The sequence below is a fragment of the Arthrobacter sp. U41 genome (assembly GCF_007679325.1).
Lineage (GTDB): Bacteria > Actinomycetota > Actinomycetes > Actinomycetales > Micrococcaceae > Arthrobacter.
Map to the genome: position 1 here is coordinate 23,347 of NZ_VEGI01000008.1, position 18,334 is coordinate 41,680.

Sequence of the window (18,334 nt, forward strand, 5' to 3'; positions counted from 1 at the left end):
AGGAGTGGCTGTTGGTGTATTGCCCCCGGTTCAGGGAAAGAGGCACCGGGCACCGTCAAAGATTTCGGCCATGGTCCATGCGTCGAGGGAGAGTACCTGCACCGTGCCCTCGGCGGCAAGGCTGACGTGTTCCCCGCCCAGGGTGGGGTAGACGCGGGCGGTGAGCGCTATCCCGTTGGCAAAAATTTCGACGGCGGATCGGTCCACGATGACACGCAGGTGCACTCGTCCTTCGGGCATGGGGACAGGTCCTGACTTGTCTTCCACATCAACGGTTGGATCAAGGCTGCTTCGAGTGCGGTCCAAGCGGAGCGTGCCATTAGTGCCGCCGTCACTCGCCCTTCGCAGCTCGATGACCGTTTCCTCGGCGGGGCTGCCGGCGGTGCCCCCGCCAGTGGAGCCCAGTACACCGAGTCGCAGCAGTGCGCCCGGTGCCAGTTGGAGGTCCAGTTCGAGGTCGAGTTGCTTGCCGGACAGGCCGATTTCCAGGGGCACCAGGGCGCCGGTCAGCACTTGTCCGGCCAGGCTGGCGTGGTCACGGCGCAGCTTTTTGATTTCTGGTACGGGTGCGAAGCGGAGGGTCCCGTCGTCCGCCGCGGTGACGATTCGCGGCAGGCTCATGACCCCTGACCAGCCGGCCTGCACCATCGCGGCATCACTTCGGCCTTCCTGCATCCAGCCGAACATGACCCGCCGGCCGGACTCATCCTGGAACGATTGCGGTGCGTAGAAGAAGCGGCCGCCGTAGTCGAGCCGGTGCAGGGCCGCGGGCTCGAAGCTGTCCCCGGCGTACCGGCCGGTCCAGTACAGCGGGTGGCGGGTGTCGCCGTCGTTCCAGGCGGAGAAGACCAGCACATCCGGCGAGCCGTCGGAAGGTGCAGATCCCAGCGAACCCTGTCCCGCCCGGAAAAGGTCCACGCATTCCCACATGGTCCCCGTCCAATCGGTGTCCGCAGGATCGCCCTGCGAGGCATCGCCGATGAACAATGGCCCGATGTAGTCCCACGACCGTAGATCCGGCGATTCGTACAAGAACGCTGTACCGCCGCGCTGGCGAATGCCTGAACCCACCAGCTGCCGCCATTTGGTTCCTTCACGCCAGACGCAGTGATCGCGGTACGCCGTGGTGTCTACACCATATGGCGGTGCTGCGATCACGGGATTTGCGGGGTCTTTGGTCCAGTTCAGGAGGTCCGGGGATCCTACGGCGACGCAGGGCAGCTCTTTGCCCTCGAACCGCCCCGAATACACCAAGGTGGGCGTGCCGCGATCGTTCACCAAGACCCCCGACCAGCAGCCCTCGGCGTCCGGTCCTGCGGACGGTTCCAATGCGATGGGCTGGTCCGTCCATGTGACGAGGTCCGTGCTGGTGGCGTGACCCCATTGGATGCGGTGGTGGAACGCGCCCTCCGGGTTGTACTGGTAGAAGAGGTGGTAGGTGCCGTCCCATTGGCTGACGCCGTTGGGATCGTTGAGCCAACCGGCCGGTGACACGAAATGGAAGCGTGGCCGGAGGGGGTCGGCTTCGGCCCGGGCAACCAGTTCGTCCTGTGGAACGGTTGCGAGCGGGTGGGTCAGTTCAGTCATGCGGAAGCCTCTTCTTGAGCGTTCGACGCCGGGCGGCTGGGTTGGGTTGGTTCTCCCGCCAGGGCGTGGCCGGCGGCGGCAGCCCACGGCTGGTAGAGGTGGCAGCGCACCCAATGACGGTCTTCGGGGTCTCCCACCAGATGGCGCACGGGGGCTTCGGCCGAACAGGCCTGGTTCGGGTCGCCCTCGAATTCGCACTTCGTCGAAGCCATGACCGCCTGCCGCAGTTCGGCCCGGCGGACGGGATCGTACGAGCCTGCCCGTGCGGGGTCCGGGACAGCCGAAACCAGGAGTTGCGTGTACGGGTGGGCCGGGTTGGCCAGGAGGTCCAGGGACTCGCCCTCTTCAACGAGTTCGCCGGCGAACATGACTGCCGTCCGGTCCGCCAGGTAGCGGGCGGACGCGAGGTCGTGGGTGATGTAGAGCATGGAGATGCCCTGCTCGTCGCGGAGCTTGCGCATCAGGTTCAGCACCCCGATCCGGACGGAAACATCCAGCATGGAGGTGGGCTCGTCAGCAAGGATGACTTGTGGTTCCACGGCGAGGGCCCGGGCGATCGCAACGCGTTGGCGCTGACCGCCGGAGAGCTCGTGCGGATAAGAGTTCAGCATGTCAGCCTGCAGGCCAACAGTGGTCATGAGTCCTTCGAGCCGCCGTTGGGTCTCCTCCCCGGAACCGCCACCCTTGCCGTGGATCGCCAGTGAACGCTGCAGGAAATGCTCGATCCTGTGGGCCGGGTTCAACGAACCGAAAGGGTCCTGGAAGACCATTTGCAGTTGGGATCGAAACGCACGCGAGGCTTGGAACCGGTCGCGCTTGAGGACGTCGACGCCGTCAATCAATATCTCCCCCGAGCTTGGCCTCTCGAGCCGGGCAACACAGCGGGCTAACGTGCTCTTGCCGGAACCCGATTCCCCTACAAGGGCGACGATTTCACCGCGACCAATGGTTAGATCGACGCCGTGCAGGGCCCGGACTGACTCACGGGAGAAGAGCCCTCCTGTGGGGAACGATTTGGCCAGCCCCCGGATCTCAAGGGCGGGGATCTTGGTTGAAATGTCTGGACGTGATGAAGAGAGTACGGAGTGGCTCATCGTGCGGCTCCTTCCAGGAGTGCGGTATCAACCGCTGAAGCGTCAGGGCCCACCGGTGCCACAAAATGGCCGGGTGCCGCCTCGCTGAGGTCCGGGATGTCCCGGAACTTTACGCCGTCGGGCAGTCCCGTCAGCGGAACCCGTGGGCCGGTGAGTGGCGGGAACGCGCCCATCAGCGCCTGGGTGTAGGGGTGGCGCGGGGTGGCGTAGACGTCCTGCGCCTTCGCCGTCTCCACGATCCTGCCGCCGTACATGACGGCCATGCGGTGGGAAAGTTCCACCATCAGCGACATGTCGTGCGTGATGAAGAGGACGGAGAAGCCGAGCTCGCGCTGGAGTTCCTTGATCTGCGCCATGATTTCCTGCTGCACCACCACGTCCAGCGCGGTGGTGGGTTCGTCGAGGATCAACAGCGACGGCTTGAGTGCCACGGCCATCGCTATCACGGCACGTTGACGCATACCGCCCGACAGTTGGTGCGGGTAGGACTTGAGCCGTGCGGGATCGATCCTCACGAGTTCCAGCAGTTCGCCGGCGCGGCGCAGGGATTCCCTGCGCGGGTAGCCGGCGTGCGTGGTGAAGATGTCCACGATCTGTTCTCCGATGGTCAGCACCGGGTTGAGCGAGTTCATGGCTGACTGGAAGACCATGGCCACGTCCTGCCAGCGGAAGCGCCGCAGTTCCTCCGGGCTCATGGCCAGGACGTCCTTGCCGCCGAAGGAAATGCTGCCGCCTGCGATCTTCGCGGGATCCTTCAGGAGCCGCATGATCGAGTTGGCGATGGTGGACTTCCCACAGCCGGACTCTCCCGCGAGGCCGAAAACCTCGCCGGTGCCGATGCTGAAGGAAACGCGATCGACGGCGGTGGTGGAGCGGGTGTCGCCGATGTACTTGACGGTGAGGTCCTTGACGTCCAGGACGGGTTCGTGGGAGCCGAAGGACACTTGGGAGATGGTCATTTGGAGGCGCTCCTTTCGTTAACCTTGGGGGTTTTGATCTTCCGCAGCCGGGGGTTGGTGACCTCGTCCACGGCGTAGTTGATGAGGGCAAGGGCGAAGGCGACCAGCGCGATACAGACACCAGAGGGTACGAACACCCACCAGCTGCCGGTCAGCAGGGCACCCTCGTTGCCTGCCCAGAAGAGGTTGTTGCCCCAGGAGACCGTGCTGACATCGCCCAGGCCCAGGAATTCCAGGCCCGCCTGGGCGCCGATTCCGTAGATCACGCAGGCCAGCAAGGTGCCCATGACAATCGAGGCCATGTTGGGCAGGATTTCGCGGAACATGATCCGGCCGGCCCGTTCGCCGGACACCACGGCCGCGGCCACAAAGTCCTTGGAGCGGATGGATAGGGCCTGTGAGCGCAGGACTCGTGCTGAGCCTGCCCAGCCGGTGATCACGAGTACAAGAATCACGGTGCCCAGCCCCGGAGGCAGGAACGCGGCCAGAATGACCAGCAGCGGCAGGCCGGGAAGGAGCAGGAAGACGTTGGTTACCAGGGACAGCGCTTCATCGATGAACTTGCCGAAGTACGCGGAGGCCAGCCCCACCAGGATGCCAATGAAGGTGGATGCGAACCCCACGGTCAGCCCAACGAACAGGGAACTGCGGGAACCGTGAACGGTCAGTGCGAGCACGTCCTGTCCCTTGGCTGTAGTTCCCAGCCAGTGCTCGGCTGATGGTTCCAGGGAGGCCATGGCGGTGATCCGCGACGGGTCGCCGGGGAAAAGCGCCGGTGCCAGCAGGGCCAGTGCGATGAAGACGAACATCACGGCCATGCCTGTCAGGGCCTTTTTGTTGGTGAGGAGGCCGTGGACGAAGCTGCGGTTGGGTTTGCGGGCAGCTGGGGTTTTGTCGGCCGTTTTGCCGGGTTGCTGCAGTATTGCGGTTGTCATGATCGGTTCCTCTAGTTGCTGCGCACGCGCGGGTCGAGGCGGACGTAGAGGATGTCCACCAGGAAGTTGGCCAGCAGCACGGCGGCGGTGATGGTCAGGAACAGGCCCTGCATGAGCGGGTAGTCGAGGCCTTGGACGGCGTTGAGGAGTTGGTAGCCGACGCCGGGGTAGGCGAACACCACTTCGGTGAGCAGCGCACCGCCCACCACGAATCCCAGTCCCATGCCGAAGCTTGTGACCGACGGGAGCATGGCGTTGCGTGCTGCGTAGCGGAGCATAATGCGGCTGGGGCGTAGTCCCTTGGCTTCGGCCATGGTGATGTAGTCCTCGGAGTTCGTTGCGATCATGGTGTTCCGCATCCCCAGCATCCAGCCGCCAATGGATACCAGCACGATCGTCAACGCCGGCAGGACAAGGTGCGCCCCGACGTCGCCGATGAACTCCCAGGTGAAGGCGGGCTCCAAACCATCGGTGAAGGCGTGACGGATGGGGAACCAGTTCAGTACCACGCCGAAAAGGTACAGGGCGCCCATGGCGAGCCAGAAGTACGGGAACGAGCCGATGAATACGAGCAGCGGCGGAAGCGCGGAGTCGATCGCGCCGCCGCGCCGCCAGGCGGCCAGGATGCCCAGCAGGTTGCCCACGACGGCGGCAATCACCAGTGCGGTGCCACCGAGCAGGAGGGTCCAGCCGATCTGGGACGCAATGACCTCCGTGACCGGGGTGGGGAAACGGGAGATGGAGACGCCCATTTGCCCGGTGAAGATGTTGTGGAGATAGTCGGCGTATTGCTCCCAGAGAGGCCGGTCGTCAACGCCGAGCAGCTTGCGCAGGGCCTCGATCTGTTCAGGCTGCATTCTGTCCTGGGAGCGGGCGAACATGCGGGAGACGGGGTCCCCGGGCATGAAGCGCGGGAGCAGGAAATTCAGGGTGATGGATGCCCAGAAGGCGATCAGGTAGAAACCCAGGCGGCGCAGGATGAAGCGCACGGTTTCCCTCCATTTCGGGAATTGCGGAAAGTTTGGGGGCACGCCCGGCGGGGTTGGTTGCCCGCCGGGCGTGCAGTGTGGGTGACCCGCTACGCTACTTGCGCGGTTCCAGGGTGGTCAGCACCAGCACCGTCGTAGGTGCACGGACCGAGAGGGTGGCATAGGGGTTGCCCTCGGTGGGCCAGCCGGTGAAGCGGGTGTCGTCGAAGGCGCCCCATTCCGGGCCGGAGAACAGAGGCACCAGCGGTGCAACGTCGTCGTATTGTTCCTGCAGCTTGTTGGCGATGTCCTTCTGCTTGGACTCCTCGGCCTCTGCAGCGAAGTCCGCCAGCAGTGCGTCGGCTTTGGTGTCGCCGAAGCGGTGGTAGTTGTCGAACGTCTTGGTGCCCACGGGCTTGACGGTGGCCGTGCCCATGGAGGTGTTGAAGTACTTGTACGGGCTGGGATCGTTGGCGCTCCAGACGATGCCGGAGTCGAAGTCGCCCGTCTCGTAGCCGGCAACCACGGCAGCCCAGTCCGGGGACTCCACCTTTGCTGTCACGCCGACTTCTGCCAGGTTCTGCGCGATCACGTTGGCCACGGACAGCCAGTCAGAAGAAGTCGCACCCACCGAGATCTTGAATTGGAAAGGCTTGCCATCCTTCAGCGTGCGCTTGCCGTCAGCACCCTTCGGGTAGCCCGCCTTGTCCAGCAGTTCGTTGGCCTTCTGAACATCCAGCTTGGTCCAGGTGCAGTTCTCTTTGACCTCGTTGTTCTTCCAGGTCTCGTAGTTACCGGAGAGCCCGGTGCAGTCCGCAGGCTCGGCGTAGCCGCTCATGCCGATCTTGGTGACCTGTTCCCGGTCAACGGCCATGCTCAGGGCCTTGCGGACATCAACGTCGTTGAAGGGGGCCTTGGTGGTGTTGAGTTGCCAGTTGATCATGGCGCCCGTGGCCGGGAACCAGTAGTGGCGGTGTTCCTTGTCCTTGGAAACGAACGTCTTTTCGATGTTCGGGATGTACTGCGGAGCCCAGTCCACGTCGCCGTTCGCGGCGGCGAGGTTGGCGCCGTCGTTTCCTGCAAAAGCGAGCATCTTGATGCCGGCGATTTTTTGCTTTTCCGGCTGCCAGTAGTTGGGGTTCTTCTTCAGCACAAACGACTGGGCCTGGAAACTGTCAACCTCGGTGTAAGGGCCAGTGCCGACGGGCTTGGCATTAGCGTCCTTCTCCGGATCGGCGAGCGCGGACCAGATGTGCTTGGGCAAGATGGTGAGTTGTCCGACGTCGTGGAGGGCCGGTGACCAGGGCTTGTTGAAGTTGAAGGTAACTTTGTTGGTGCCTTCCGCGGCAACGGTGTCCAGATAGTCGTAACCACCCTTGATCTTTTTCTGGAGCTCGAAAGTGTAAGCGACGTCCTCGGCCACGAACGGCTGGCCGTCGGACCACTTAACGCCATCGCGCAGGGTGAAAGTGATGGACTTGCCGTCGTCGGCGGCCTTCCACTCAGTGGCAAGCCACGGCACGGTGTCACCCTTGGCCGGGTTGAAGATCAGCAGCGACTCGTAGATGGACTGCTGGACCATCGGGTTGACGGTGGGCGCGAACGGGTTGAAGTTCTGCACAAACGTGCCCATGTCCTCACGCGGAATGGTGAGAAAGGCGCTGGCGTTCGCTGCGGCGTCGGTGCCGGCAGGCTTGTTCACGGTGGCTGCACAGCCGGTCAGCAGCAGTGCGCCCACCGCCAGCCCGGCCGCCGATGTGCGGGCAGCCCTCAGGAATCGGGGTTGTGTCATGATGGTTATCTCTTTCCTATCTTCATCAGCAAGGTGAAGGGGTGGGGGAGGGGTTGCTCTTCGCTATTGATTTCGCGGTCAGACCGAAGAGCGTTCTAGCAGCGGACAGCCGACTAATTGCTGGTCGGCAATTATCGGCTGTCCTGCTGTCAGAGCTGCGAGCGTCTGGACTCCCAGGGCGCCCATTTTTTCAAACGGCAACGCAACCGTGGTCAGCTTGGGCCTCAGGTAGGCCGCAATCAGTTCCTGGTTGTCGAAGCCGATCACGGCGATGTCTCCGGGGATGGTCAGGCCCCGTTCTTTGATGGCGTCGTAAGCGCCCATCGCCATGCGGTCATTGAGGCAGAACAGCGCGGTTGGCCTGTCCTTTTCCGTGTAGCGGTCCAGGATTTCACAGGCGGCCTCGTACCCGCCGTCAGCCGTCGCATGTCCGGGCACCACGAGCTCCGGGTCCAGCTCGAGGCCGGCGTCGGCAAGTGCTTCGCGGGCACCTGCCAAACGTCCGACTGCTGCCGGAATATCCGGGTCCAGGTTGATCACTCCGATCCGGCGGTGGCCGGCTTGGAGCAAACGTTCGACGGCGACGCGGCCGCCCGCTCGCTCGTCGGGGACGATCGAGGGCAGCCTTCCGTCCGCATCGAAGCAGTTGATCAGGACGGTGGGTACCTCGTTGGCGCTTTCGGGAACGTGAACGCCCCGGTGGTACGTGGCTGCATAGAGAAGGCCTTCCACCCGTTGTTCCAGCAGCTTTTCAATGGCGGCATCTTCCATGCCCTGGTTGGGTCCTACGGCATCGGCCTGGTCGGAGGGCGCGATGAGCAGGAATCGACGGTCAAGCCAGGCCTGGTCCTGTGCACCTTTGATGATGTCGACGGCGAACGGTGCCGTCACGATCTCGGTGACAATCCCGTACCAATCACTGCGCTGGGATGCCAGTGCACGTGCCCCGGCATTCGGGCGGTAGCCCAAGACCTGAACAGCTTCATTGATCCGGGCGCGGGTCTCCTCGGAGATGCTGGCATTTTCGCGGTTGCTCAGCACGAACGAGACCGCGGTCCGGGAAACGCCGGCGTGCTTGGCAACATCATTCATGGTGACACCCCGCTGCCGCGCAGCCGCGGCATGGTTCGAGGTGGTGGTCTTCGCCATTGAATACTCCGGTGGTGGTCGGTGATGCTGCCAAGTAGGTAACGCGCGTTACTAGCGCATGTGATAGAGGTTACGCGCGTTACTGGATCTGTGTCAAGGGTTACGTTTGGGATGGCCCACGGCACGCCTTCCGTCACGGGATCGCGGTCAGCGAAGCGCGATGAGCAGCCCTGGCGGGGGAGAGGATCCCCTCGTGCACAGCGTTGGGCAAGGCTGTGCACCGAGGGTTGGTGCTACGAGTGCGAATGCAGCTGGGGCTGATGCTGAAGCTTTGAGCGGAGTTCGCCTTCGGTTGGGGGCCGCGCGCCGGCCCGGGACACGGTGATCGCGGCCGCAGCGGCCGCAGTGCACCCCAACTGGTCAAGGACCGAAGGCGCCAGGCCGCCGGTTCCGCGGGTGAGGAGTCCCAGGATCAGGGCCGACATGTAGGAATCGCCAGCGCCAATGGTGTCAACCACGGAGGTCTTCACCGCAGGAATGCTGAGGGAGGTGGTGGGGGTCGCGAGCAATGAGCCTGATGAGCCCCTGGTGATGACGGCCAGCTCCGCTCCCAGACCCAGTATGTGTGCGGCGGTTTCCTCCAAGGCCTTCTTCGGGTAAAGCCATTCGGCGTCCTCATCGCTGAGTTTGACGACGCTGGTGAGCTGCACCAGCTCCTCGAAAGTCTGCCGTGCTTCGGCATGGGTTCCGAGCAGGGCTGGCCTAATGTTGGGATCGTAGGTGACGATGCACTCGCTGCCGACTTCCTGGAGCATTGCTTTGACGCGGCCGGCGCCCGGTGACAGGAAACTCGCAATCGAACCGGTGTGAACCACCTTGGGCGGTGTACGTGCAAGATCCACCGGTTCCACATCCCAGGAGATGTCGAAGGCGTAGCCCGCCGAGCCATCGCGCGCGATGGTGGCGGTCGCCGTCGACGTTCTCTCCAGAGACCGGGAGCCGGGCAAGAGCGTCACCCCGGCCCCGGCGAGGTGCTCCTCGAGTGCATCACCACGGCGGTCAGTACCCATGGAAGTGAGCAGTCCAGTGCTCACTCCCAGGCGGGCCAGGCCGTAGGCGACATTGGCCGGTGAACCGCCGGGATGTTCATTGGTCCCCTCAGGCGTGCTGACGACGTCGATCAGGGCTTCCCCGATAACAACGACGTCCATCACCTGCCCGGGAGGGTTTTGTTTCCCGTTGTTGTGCATGTCTGTGATTCCTTGTTCTGGTGCTGCCCTACCCGAGCTGCGTGACCTGGAGGGTGTTGATGGTTGCCGCGCCGCCGACGGCGTAAACGGCGAGGTCGGTGCTGGTCTCGGCCGGGAAGATCAGTTCGGTCATGGTGACCTGGCCGCCTTGGGCAAAGACTTCAACGGAGCAGCGGTCCACGAAGATGGTGAGGTCGTAGGACCCCTGCACTGCCAGGACGGGAGCGGTGTCGATGGAGCTGAAGGACGCGTGGAAGTCTGTCCTGCCGGATTCGCGCCGGTCCACGAACAGTGTGTCTTGCCCGGGCCGGATGCCCACGCGGGTTCCCTTGACGCCGTCTCCGCGCAGGATGAGACCGAATTCTTCTGCGCTTCCGGGAGTGAAGTTGACGTCAATGCGCTGGACCGTGCCGGCCGCGCCCGCCAGAACCTGCACGCCGTCGTGGATGGTGCTTCCGGAAAGACGGAACGATTCAGTGTCAGCCAGGGCTGTCCCATCACCTGCGGGCTGCTGGACCAGGGACAGCTTTCCATCGCTGGTCTGGAGTGAAATTTCGCGGGCCAGGCTCATGGGGCTGCGCCAGGGTGAGGTGGGGATGTGGTTGGCGTATTCCCAGTTGTTCATCCAGGCGATCATGAGGCGGCGGTTGTCAGGGGCGTCGCTGAAGGAGACGGCGGCGTAATAGTCCCGGCCCCAGTCCAGCCAGCGGTATTCTCCCAGCCGGTCAGGGTCCTGCAGGCCTTCGGTTACCGTGCTGGCGGAGGTGAAGGTGGTTCCGTCGAAGTCGCCGATGAAGTATTGGCCGGCTGAGCCGTTGTTGGGTCCGCCGGGGTTGAGGTTGACGGTGAGGACCCACTTGAAGTTTTCCGGGTCGCCGTCCACGGACAGGGGAAACAGGTCAGGGCATTCCCAAACGCCGCCGGTGGCGTTTGCGGGGCCGAAAGTGCTCAGGGGTTCCCAGTTCTTCAGGTCGCGGGATTTGTAGAAGACCACCTGGAAGTCTTTGGCCTCGACGGCGACCATCACCCAGTAGCTGCCCGCGCCGCCGTCGTACCGGATGACCTTGGGATCCCGGAACTCGGCGGACCCGCGGCTAAGAACGGGGTTGCCTGTGTGTTTTGTCCAGCTGTAGCCCCCGTCCAGGCTGTAGGCCAGGGACTGGGCCTGGACGCCCTCATGCAGTGTGCCCGGTTTGAAGGCGCTGGTGTAGATCGCCACGAGGGGGGCAACGGATCCGCTGCCGAATCCGCTGGTGTTGTGACGGTCATGGACGACGCTGCCGGAAAAGATGTCTTCGTTCCCGTCGCAGGCGATGGCGACGGGGTGCTCGGTCCAGGACAGCAGGTCTGCGGAGGTGGCGTGACCCCAGGACATGTTTCCCCAAACGTTTCCCAGCGGGTTGTTCTGGTAATAGAGGTGGTAGACGCCTTCATGAAAGATCAGGCCATTGGGGTCATTGAGCCAGGTGTCCTGTGCGGTGTAGTGCAGGGCCGGGCGGTAGCTGTCAGCGGTGGCTGCCGTACTGATCGAGGTGATTGTTTCCATGAGGTTCCTTATGAAGGTCAGTGTTATTTGCTCGCGCCGGCCGTGAGGCCCTCGCGCAGGGTGCGTTGGCCGAAGATAAAGACCACCAGTGCGGGCAGCATGGACAGGATCACGCCGGCGAGGACCACCGAGATGCTCCCGGTGCCGAGGTTGCCCTGGAGCGTGACCAGGCCGAGGGGAAGAGTGAAGTTCTGTTCGCTGATAGTGAGGATCAGAGGCCGGAAGAACTCGTTCCAGTGGAAGTTGAAGGCAAGGATCCCGACGATGGCCATGCCCGGGACCGCCAACGGTACGTAAACGGAACGGAAGATTCGCCAGGGTCCGGCACCGTCCAGGGCGGCCGCTTCCGCGAAGTCATTTGGCAGGCCCAGGAAGTACTGGCGCATCAGGAAGGTGCCAAAGGCGGTGGGAATGGCCGGCAGGATCAGGGCCAGCAGGGTATCGGACAGACCCATTCCCCGGATGAGCATGAACACCGGAACGATGGTGACTTGCACCGGAACCATCATCGTGGCCAGCACCAACGAGAAGATGGCCTTCTTGCCACGGAAGTCCAGACGGGCGAAGGCGTAGCCGGCCAGCGTGGCGGAAGCCATCTGGCCAAGCGCGATCAGCCCGGTCACCAGGGCGCTGTTCAGGACCAGGAGGCCGACGTTGATCTGCCTGAACACCTCTTGGTAGGCGGTGAAGTCAGGGTTGAGGGGCAGGAAGGACGGCGGCAGATTGAAGGACTCCGACGGCGTTCGCAGCGAGGTGGACAGGGTCCACAGAACAGGGCCGAGGGTCAGGGCCGCAGCCACCGCTAGCGCGGCGTATCTGCCGATGGTTCCTGCAGCGGGCAGGCGGCTGTTGCGGTGGGGCTTGCGGGTGGCCGGCGTGCCGGTGGTGGAAACCGTATGCTCGCTGGTCCTGGTCTGCAGGGTCTGGCTGGACATAAGGGACCTCACTGGTAGAAGACGAAGCGGCGGCTGAGGCGGAATTGCAGAGCGGTGACGGCAAGGATCAGCACGGTCAGTACCAGGCCGATGGCCGAGGCTTCGCCGAATTCCAGTTGCTGGAAGGCGGATTCAAAGATCACCATGACGGCGGTGCGGGTGGAATCCCCTGGACCGCCGTTGGTCAGTACATAGGGCTGGTCGAAGACCTGCAGTGCACTGATGATCGCCATAACGGAGGCGACCAGCACGGTGGGGCTGATCAGGGGAAGTGTGACGTAGCTGAACTGTTTCCAACCCGTGGCGCCGTCCAGGTTTGCTGCCTCGTGCAGTTCTTTCGGAATGTTGCTCAGGGCGCCGAGGAAGAGGAGGAAGGAGAACCCGAAGTTTTGCCAGACGTAGACCAGCACGACGACGGCGGCGGAGGCCACCGGACTGGTCAGCCAGGGTACTGCGGGAATGCCGATGAGCGACAGGAGCCAGTTCACCACGCCGAACTGTTCGTTGAACATGTACCGCATGAAGATGGACACCGACGCGGCTGACAGCACCAGGGGAAAGAAGAAGGTGGAACGGAGGAAGACCCTGAGCCAGGACGGCATCCTGGCCTGGAGCATTGAAGCCAGGCTGAGTGCGATGCCAAGTTGAAGGATGACCGCGACGGCGACGAACACGATGGTGTTCAGGAAGGACACCCGGACGGTGGGGTCCTGGGCCAGGGAGGCGAAGTTGTCCAGACCGACGAACTGGGGTGCTGAAATGATGTCCCATCGGAAGAACGCCAGGACCAGCGAGCCGATGATCGGAAGGAAGGTGAACAGGGCCATCCCCAGCAGCGTGGGGGCAAGGAAAATAATCGCCAGCCATCGCTCGACGAACGAGCGGCGCGCGGCCGGTGGCTTTACGGTTTGGCGTGGGGCGGTGGAAGTGGTGGTCATGCGTTCCTCCTGAGGGCCAGTTCGAGATCACGCTGCAGGGTGCCCATTGCTGTCCGTACGTCTGCGGAGCTGCCGCTGACAGCGGAGGAAACGTTTTTCATCAGGGCAGTTTCCACGGCGGCTTGCTGGGGCGGCGCGGGTATCGGACCGGAGGTGGGGAACCTGTCGAGGGTGTCGTAGAAGACTTTCCAGTGCCGGGGTCCGGTGGCGGCGTAAAAGGACTCGTTCACCATCGAACGGCGGGTGGGAGTGGTGTTCGGCTTGGGAATGGCCAGCTGCATCGCTTCGCGGCCGGAGCAGAACTTCACCCATTCCCAGGCGGCGTCCTTGTCCTTCGCCGTGCGCATGATCGCGTAGCCGGCAGCGCCGAACTGGTGCCGCTGCGTCCGCCAGCGCGGGAAGAACTGCACATCGAACTGGTCGGCCGTCATTCCGGCATCATGCAGGCCCTGCGCCCAGTAACCGCCTGCCGGCGTGGTGCCGATGCGGTTGTTCCCGAACAAGCCAACCAGGGCGTTGCCGCCCCCGGACTCAGGCCGCACGCCGAGTCCTTCGGCAACAAGTTCGCGCAGGTAGTCAAAGGTCTCGATAACCCGCGCGTCCTCGGCGTTGGGGGCCAGCCACTGATACCCCCCGCCGCGGGTCGCCCGGGCAGGGTCCTTGGGATAAAAGCGGTCCCAAAGCCAGTCCCCGCCGGAAGCCTTGCTCTCAGTGAGGAAGCTGGTGTCGTTGGCGTACAGCCATGGCACTACTCCGCCAAAAAGCCGGTTGGTCCAGTAGTACGGGGTGAAGTCGGCCGGGCGTGCTTTCCGCAGGGCGCGGAGGGTGGCGCTGAAGTCATCCTGTGTCCATTCGTCCTTAGGCCGGTCAAGGCCGGCCTGGGCGAAGGTTGTGGTATTCAAATACATGTTCGCCGCGTTCCAGTCCAGTGGAAGCTGGTAAAGGCTTCCCTGGTACATGAAGGCTTCCAGCAGGCTCGGATGAACGTCATCGAAATAGTCGCTCATGTCGGTTGCGTCCCGGCGGACATAATCATCCAGTGGCTCGGCGAGCTTGTCGGCAAAAAGCTGGGCGCCCTCGGTGGCCACATAGACGACGTCCGGAGGCGTGCCGGCCGCTACCATGGTGAGGATTTTCGAAAAGAAATCCTTCCAGTCCGCGCCCTGGATGGCCTGCAGTTGGACCGGAATATCCGGGTGGGCGGCGGTGAAAGCCTGAACCAGGCCCTGGCGGGCGGCGGCGTCCGCGGCGGTTCCAAGGATGGCGATTTTCAGTGCTTTGCTGCTTCGGCCCGGAATGTCACTTCCGGTAAGCCGTGGCCAGGCGCCCACCGTGGCTCCCGCAACAGCGACGCCGGTAAGGCCCAGCAGGGAACGCCGCGTGAGCTGTGACAGTCCGCTGCCGGACCGCATCGCAGACGGGGGGGTTGTTGGCCCAGGTGTCTTTTCAGACTTCATTGTCGGCTCCTCCTAACACGTGTTAAGTAGAGTAAAGAGCCGACCTAACACGTGTCAAGCAAGCTCTGGTCCTGTGCTGTTCATTACGACGTAAGCGGGACCTGCTGGAGGGCCGGCAGTGTTCGGGCGGGGGAGACAGGCCAGGGCTGGCAGTGCTCGTTCCTGCCGTGAGGCAATAGCCGCACTGTGGCTGAGGAAGCGTCCGTTTAGCCGGCCGGGACAGTAGCGGTGGAAGCGCGCGGGATGATCCGGCAGGGCATGTGGAGTGTTTCGGCTTCCGTATTCTCCACTGCCGGGGTTATTCCTTCGACTGCGTCCAACAGCAGGGACATGGCCGCTGCTCCGATTTCGGCGTGTGGAAGTGCCACCGTGGTCAGTGCGGGAACAAGGTTGGCGGCGAGGTTCTGCTGGTCGTCGTAGCCCACCACGGACAGATCCTGCGGTACGCGCAGCCCTGCGGCAGCAGCGTACAGCAACACGCCGGTGGCAACCCGGTCGTTGGAGCAAACGATCGCCGTCGGCCGGTCTCCGCCGCCCAGCACCGAGGCAGCGGCCCGGTAGCCCTCATCGATGTCCCATCCGGTCGTGTGGACATGCTGTTGTTCACGGCCCAGCCCCGCCTCGTCCATGGCCTCGCGGTACCCCTGTTCGCGCTGCGGGGCGGCGGGGGAGCTGGGGGTTCCGGTCAACAAGGTGATGCGGCGGTGGCCCAGATCAATCAGCAGCTTTGCCGCGGCGCGTCCGCCGTCGACCTCTGCCGGTATTACCGACTGGAGCTGGGAGCCGGCATCAGTGCAATTGGCCAGGATGGCGGGCAGGGCGAGCATTGCCGGCGGGGCGGTAATTTCGCGCAGGCTTCCGGTGGCGTACATGATTCCGTCTACCTGCCGGTGCACGAGTTGCTGTGCCGCAGCGCTTTCGCGGGCCGTGTCATGTTCTGTATCGACCACCAGGACCATGTACCCGCGGGCCAGGGCCGTGCGTGAGGCGCCGCTGATCAACCGACCGGCGAAAGGGCTGGTGACGATGTCATCCGTGATGATACCGATCGTTGATGTGTGCTGGTTGCGAAGGCTGAGGGCAATGGAATTGGGCGTGTAATTCAACTCCGCCGCGGCGCGGAGCACCCGCTCCTGGCGTTCCGCGGTGACGTTGCCGTTTGCCCTGCCATTAAGGACCAGCGACACTGCGCTGCGGGATACACCCGCCCGCTGCGCCACATCCAGTGCCGTCGCTTTACGATTGACCATGCCCACCCCTCGCCTTTCGCTTTAGCATACCTAACTCGTGTCAGGTCCACCCTGCGGGCCTTCACGGGACTGACAGCGGCCCCATCATCGCGCTGAATACTTTGTGTCGCTATTTCTGTGGGGAAAGGGACAGGGTCAGCCGGCCTGTGAACGCCGCCTCGGAGCGCATGCTCCCGGCACATAGGAAAGCCCCTCGACAGAGGGGCTTTCGCGGATGAAACAGTGGGTTGGTGGTGTTGGTCTGCGGTGATGTGCTCCCCCTTCCCGGACTTCGTGTCCGTCTGCCTGCATTCGATACCGAAAGAGTTTAATAGCTGATCCGCGGGTCGTCCAGCCGCAGTGCGGCGTCTCTTTCCGCACGCGGGACGGCCGCCCAGCCGCAGTGCGGCGTCTCTTTCCGCACGCGGGATGGCCGCCCAGCTTCGGGGCCTCCGGGGCAGCAGCTGAGGCAGCCGGGGACCGAAAATCGCCGGCGATATGCTGTGAGCCAAACAAATGATTGGGGGATAAGTGGAAGGCTCTGCCGGCAGCACGGTGGCTGTGGAATCCAAGCTTCGTCGCTATCCGCCATTCGTACGGTTCTGGCTGGCCTCAACGGTGTCCGACTTTGGCACCTATATAACTACCGTGGCACTGTCTGTCCTGATTCTGGTGACGATGAACGGAACAGCACTTGACCAGGGCTTGGTAAATGCTGCGCGATGGGCACCGTACCTGCTTTTCGGTCTCGTGGCCGGAGTGTGGATTGACCGGCTTCCCCGCCGGACAGTGCTTATCGGCGGAGACCTCGGCCGCGGCCTGATATTGGCCGGCGTCGCCATGGCCTCCGCGGCGGGCTTACTTTCCGTTCCGGGCCTGATGATCCTGATATTCGCCTTTGGAACACTGGCACTGACAAGTGACGCCGCCTATCAGAGCTTCCTCCCGCAACTGGTCCCGAGGCGCCTACTGACTAAGGCCAATGCCCGGCTTCAGCAAAGCGACACCGTGGCACAAACCACCGGAGGTGCAGTGGCCGGAGGTCTGGTCGCCCTGCTGACAGCTCCTTTCGCTATGTTGCTGGACGCTGTCTCGTATTTTCTCTCCGCCACGGTCCTCCTCACGATGGAGCGGCCTTCCCAGGTTCCAGTTCGAAGCACCCAGCCACTTCACCGGAAAGTCTCCGAGGGTCTTCGGTGGGTCTACCGTCACCCCTACCTAACGCCCTTGGCGTGCAGCACCCATACCTGGTTTATCGGCTCCTCCATCCTCGGGGCAGTCTTACCGGCGGTGATTTTGACCGATCTTGGGTTGGGTGCCGTCGGTCTTGGTTTGGTTATGGGGTGCGCCGGGATTGGGGCTGTCCTCGGCACGACAGTTTCCACTCGAGTCGGCCACCGGTGGGGTACGGGCCGAACAATGGTCTTTGCCCGTGTAGCCCAGCCGATCGCGATCGCGTTGGTGGCCCTCGCGCCCGTCGTCGCCGGCGGGACAGGCTCGGGAGAATCGTCTGGCTCTTTGCTGCAATGGACTGGGGAGATGTGGGCCGCCTTCGCTCTGATCGGCACAGGGCAGCTGCTCTTTGGCGCGGCCATGGGCGTCGAAGGACCGCTGGAAATGGGATTCTGCCAAGCCGTCACCCCGGACAGCCTGATCGCCCGGATGAGTGCCACCATGCGTTCCGTTAACCGCGGAATGATCGTCCTCGGTGCCCCGCTGGGCGGCCTGATTGCCACAGTGGCGGGCGCCGGTATCGCACTCTGGGCTTCCGTCGCGGTTCTTCTGCTGGCCTCCGTTGTGCTCTTTTGCTCCAAGTTCAGAAGCGTGCGGACCGAGGACCAACAACTTGACGACAAAGAAGCATTCGCGCGCTGAACCGCGCTGAACAAGGGGCCGGGCGAACGACTCCGTGTGGAAGGTCAAAGAGGCCGGCACCGTGCCGGGAGAGCGCCCACTGAGGCTGTCCCCATAGCGACTCCCGTTCGGGATCCTGGCCGCACACCCCAGCAGACACCTCGGGCACGTGTTTCCGTCACCCATCACCCGGTGTCACCAACCTGATGGCCCAGTACAGCTAGATCGGCGACCAGGACCTTCTTCCCGATCAAGCGAAGCCCGGTGGCCAGCCCGGGAGGACGGACGTCTTCCGCACGCCGCCCTTTCGATTACCTATGGCGGTTACTTTCACGATGCTTTTGACGCTTATGGATCTATCAAGATGTAACCGTCATAGCTTCTCCCGGTTTAGCGCTGGCAGGGCTCACGGAGAAGGCGGGCGGCAGACTGGGAGGTTAGCCATCTGAGGACGAGGAGCGGGCGCCTACGCTAGCTACCATCGGGGCTGCGAGTGCGGGGAAGCAGGTATTCGGGGGGCTTGGTACAGGTATTCGGGGGGTGGATACAGGTGCCCGAACTCATTGCGGTTGGCCACGAAACTTGGCTACTGTCGAAACAGAGGTTTGAAGCCTCAACTGCATGTCGGAGTATCCGCGGTGGGGAAGCCAGGTATTGCTGCTGGGGGAAATAGCGGCGGCCGCAGTATTCCGCTTGTGCCG

The 18,334-nt window shown here is 63.5% G+C and carries 14 protein-coding genes; 1 reads left to right on the forward strand and 13 read right to left on the reverse strand.

Translation table 11 applies throughout. From position 1 onward, the window contains the following. Positions 1-30 precede the first annotated feature (30 nt). The 13 genes from FS787_RS17680 to FS787_RS17740 all read right to left on the reverse strand — a co-directional run bounded on the left by FS787_RS17680 (position 31) and on the right by FS787_RS17740 (position 15,800). Positions 31-1,587, reverse strand: a complete 1,557-nt coding sequence (locus FS787_RS17680; RefSeq protein ID WP_144674567.1) for a glycoside hydrolase family 32 protein — start codon at positions 1,585-1,587, stop codon at positions 31-33. Then, positions 1,584-2,681 (reverse strand): ATP-binding cassette domain-containing protein, encoded by a 1,098-nt coding sequence (locus FS787_RS17685; protein ID WP_144674569.1) that lies wholly within the window; start codon positions 2,679-2,681, stop codon positions 1,584-1,586. Before FS787_RS17685 ends, FS787_RS17680 begins: the two co-directional genes overlap by 4 nt. Next, complete coding sequence (locus FS787_RS17690) at positions 2,678-3,640, reverse strand: ABC transporter ATP-binding protein (RefSeq protein ID WP_144674571.1); 963 nt, start codon at positions 3,638-3,640, stop codon at positions 2,678-2,680. Before FS787_RS17690 ends, FS787_RS17685 begins: the two co-directional genes overlap by 4 nt. Continuing rightward, positions 3,637-4,575 carry an ABC transporter permease gene (locus tag FS787_RS17695; RefSeq protein ID WP_144674573.1) on the reverse strand — a complete coding sequence of 313 codons (939 nt, stop codon included), beginning with the start codon at positions 4,573-4,575 and terminating at the stop codon, positions 3,637-3,639. Before FS787_RS17695 ends, FS787_RS17690 begins: the two co-directional genes overlap by 4 nt. 11 nt (positions 4,576-4,586) lie before the next feature. Continuing rightward, the gene (locus FS787_RS17700) at positions 4,587-5,564 is read right to left on the reverse strand and encodes an ABC transporter permease (protein WP_144674575.1); all 978 of its coding nucleotides are present in this window, start codon (positions 5,562-5,564) and stop codon (positions 4,587-4,589) included. Positions 5,565-5,658: 94 nt separating this feature from the next. Then, on the reverse strand, positions 5,659-7,335 hold the full coding sequence (locus FS787_RS17705) for an ABC transporter substrate-binding protein (RefSeq protein ID WP_144674577.1): 1,677 nt from the start codon (positions 7,333-7,335) through the stop codon (positions 5,659-5,661). 78 nt (positions 7,336-7,413) lie between these two features. Continuing rightward, the gene (locus tag FS787_RS17710; protein ID WP_144674579.1) at positions 7,414-8,484 is read right to left on the reverse strand and encodes a LacI family DNA-binding transcriptional regulator; all 1,071 of its coding nucleotides are present in this window, start codon (positions 8,482-8,484) and stop codon (positions 7,414-7,416) included. 233 nt (positions 8,485-8,717) lie between these two features. Beyond that, positions 8,718-9,674: a carbohydrate kinase gene (locus FS787_RS17715; RefSeq protein WP_144674581.1), complete on the reverse strand. Its 957-nt coding sequence runs from the start codon at positions 9,672-9,674 to the stop codon at positions 8,718-8,720. A gap of 28 nt (positions 9,675-9,702) precedes the next feature. Continuing rightward, positions 9,703-11,220, reverse strand: a complete 1,518-nt coding sequence (locus tag FS787_RS17720; protein WP_186329243.1) for a glycoside hydrolase family 32 protein — start codon at positions 11,218-11,220, stop codon at positions 9,703-9,705. A gap of 23 nt (positions 11,221-11,243) precedes the next feature. Then, entirely contained in the window at positions 11,244-12,155 is a 912-nt protein-coding gene (locus FS787_RS17725) for a carbohydrate ABC transporter permease (RefSeq protein ID WP_144674583.1), read from the reverse strand. 8 nt (positions 12,156-12,163) lie between these two features. After that, complete coding sequence (locus FS787_RS17730; protein ID WP_144674585.1) at positions 12,164-13,093, reverse strand: carbohydrate ABC transporter permease; 930 nt, start codon at positions 13,091-13,093, stop codon at positions 12,164-12,166. Next, a complete protein-coding gene (locus tag FS787_RS17735; protein WP_186329244.1) occupies positions 13,090-14,505 on the reverse strand; it encodes an extracellular solute-binding protein in 1,416 nt (471 codons plus the stop codon). Before FS787_RS17735 ends, FS787_RS17730 begins: the two co-directional genes overlap by 4 nt. 251 nt (positions 14,506-14,756) lie before the next feature. Beyond that, positions 14,757-15,800 carry a LacI family DNA-binding transcriptional regulator gene (locus tag FS787_RS17740; protein WP_144674590.1) on the reverse strand — a complete coding sequence of 348 codons (1,044 nt, stop codon included), beginning with the start codon at positions 15,798-15,800 and terminating at the stop codon, positions 14,757-14,759. A gap of 510 nt (positions 15,801-16,310) precedes the next feature. Here FS787_RS17740 and FS787_RS17745 point away from each other — a divergent pair. Next, positions 16,311-17,654 carry an MFS transporter gene (locus FS787_RS17745; protein ID WP_144674592.1) on the forward strand — a complete coding sequence of 448 codons (1,344 nt, stop codon included), beginning with the start codon at positions 16,311-16,313 and terminating at the stop codon, positions 17,652-17,654. The last annotated feature ends 680 nt before the right edge of the window (positions 17,655-18,334 follow it).